2 protein-coding genes are annotated in these 2,458 nt (G+C 40.3%); both read right to left on the reverse strand.

What is annotated here, in order from left to right:
- Positions 1-1,170: aminotransferase class I/II-fold pyridoxal phosphate-dependent enzyme (locus PN499_RS00725; protein ID WP_465249955.1), on the reverse strand; the 1,170-nt coding region annotated here is incomplete at its 3' end.
- A gap of 198 nt (positions 1,171-1,368) precedes the next feature.
- Positions 1,369-2,421 carry a GTPase ObgE gene (gene obgE, locus PN499_RS00730; RefSeq protein WP_272029668.1) on the reverse strand — a complete coding sequence of 351 codons (1,053 nt, stop codon included), beginning with the start codon at positions 2,419-2,421 and terminating at the stop codon, positions 1,369-1,371.
- Positions 2,422-2,458: the final 37 nt, after the last annotated feature.

Genomic DNA, 2,458 nt, shown 5'->3' on the forward strand with positions numbered 1-2,458 from the left:
GCTTAAATTTCGGTGGGAAATAGTCATAAAAGCTTCAATTAAACGAGCGATATCTGACTCTGTATTTCCCAGGCTAATAATAAATGTTAAATGCTGTAACATTGGCAATTCAGCAGTCACGCCTAATTCTTCATTAAGAATTTCATCAACGGCAAAGCCACTCAATCCGAAATCAGATACTTTAACAGTTAACCTAGTTGAATCTAAGCTAACAAAACCAGGAGTATTTAAAAGTTCTAAAACTGATAATCCTGGAATTTCACTAAGGCGCGATCGCGCTGTCTCAGCTAACATTAAAGTTCGCGTCATTAACTCTTCTCCATGCAGTGCCATTTGCTGACGAGCTGCATCTAAAGATGCTAAAAGTAGATAACTAGGACTGGTAGATTGAACCAATTGTAAGGCTCTATTTAGTCTAGATATATTAATATAATTTCCCTGAACGTGCAACATAGAAGCCTGAGTCATTGCACCCAGAATTTTATGAGTAGATTGTACCGTTAAATCCGCACCACAACTCAACGCAGTTTTTGGTAAATCTGGATGAAAGTTGAAATGTGCGCCGTGTGCTTCATCTACTAATAAAGGAATATGATATTGATGTGTAAGTTGCGCGATCTCCTCTAAATTTCCACATACGCCGTGATAAGTTGGATAAACTACCATCACCGCTTTAGCATCGGGATGTTTTTCTAAAGCAATTGCTAAATTTTTCGGTGTAATACAGTTAGCTATATCCCAATTAGCATCATATTCAGGATTAACAAAAATTGGAATTGCACCAGAAAGAATTAAACCTGAAATAGCCGATTGATGGATATTTCGAGGTAAAATAATCTTGTCTCCCTGAGTACAAGTAGCCAAAATTGCAGCTACGATCCCGCAAGTAGAACCGTTGGTTAAAAACCAAGTAAATTCTGCACCAAATGCCTCAGTAGCTAACTGTTGCGCTTCTAAAATTACACTTTCGGGAGCAAATAGATTATCTAACTCTGGTAACTCTGGCAAATCTGCACGAAATACAGCTATTCCTAACAAGTCAGAAAGGGGTTTTGATATGCCTACCCCCCGCTTATGTCCCGGTGCATAAAATGGCGCATTGGACTTATTTGTACAATCTCGTAAGGCATCTAGTAAAGGCATTTTTACTTGAGACTTTATACGTGACACGCTTAATCCTTTTAATCTACAGGACTTAGGTATTGTAACGATGTAACAAGGTTTTGAGATTGCTTTATTACGTAAGCGCTACGCGCAGGCTACGCCAACGCAATGACACAAATAAGTTGTTTTTACGAACGATGTAACAAGGTTTTGAGATTACTCCATTACAGGGAAAAAACAAGTTATTTTTGCGTAAGTCTTAATCTATTTTAGGGGAATTGCTAACTCCGCAGACTGACGTTCTTCGCGTTCTTTCTCATTCATCTCATCAAGTTTACCCCATACTTCTTGCATTAACTCTTCTAAACCAACACGGCTAACAGCAGAAATCAATAAAACTGGAGCTTTTGCTAGTTCACCTAGTCTGCTAATTAGACTATGAATTTCTTCACTTTCAGTATCAATCGCATCCACTTTATTGACAGCTAAAATTAGTTGTCGATCCGCCAAACCTCGCCCGTAAGCCTTTAATTCTTCCTGAATAGTTAGATAATTTGCAACCGGATCTTCATCAGTAATATCAATCAAATGCAGCAATAAACGAGTGCGTTCAATATGGCGTAAAAAGTCATGACCAAGGCCTGCACCCGCGTGTGCTCCCTCAATTAACCCTGGAATATCAGCAAAAACTGTGCCGTCACCGGTAGGCTTTCTTACTACTCCTAAATTGGGTACTAAAGTTGTAAATGGGTAATCTGCTATTTTGGGTCTGGCAGCAGACAAAGCAGAAATTAGCGTAGATTTTCCCGCATTTGGTAAACCAATAATTCCGACTTCAGCTAATAGCTTTAACTCTAGCCGTAACATCCGTACTTCACCATCTTTTCCCGGCATAGCATAATCGGGAGCGCGGTTAGAATTGGTCAAAAAACATTTATTTCCCAATCCACCTTTACCTCCTTGAGCAACACAAAGAGTTTGACCAGGTTTAATTAAATCTCCGAGAAGTTCGTTAGTTTCAGCATCATATACAACTGTGCCACAAGGAACCTCAATAGTGCGTTCGCTTCCCTGAGCCCCTGTCATATTTTTTGGCCCGCCGCGTTTGCCATCTTCTCCTTTAAAAATGCGGGCGTATCTAAAATCTAGGAGTGTTTGTAGGCGTTCTACTGCTACCATATTTACAGAACCGCCTTTGCCACCATTGCCGCCGGAAGGCCCGCCGGCTGGGACGTATTTCTCCCGTCGAAATGCTACCATACCGTCGCCGCCTTTGCCAGCTACGACTTGAATTTCTGCCTGATCTATGAATTGCATAATTTGGTAATTGGTAATTGGTAATTGGTAATTGGTA

The sequence above is a fragment of the Kamptonema animale CS-326 genome, from assembly GCF_028330895.1.
In the GTDB taxonomy this organism is placed as follows: Bacteria; Cyanobacteriota; Cyanobacteriia; order Cyanobacteriales; family Microcoleaceae; genus Kamptonema; species Kamptonema formosum.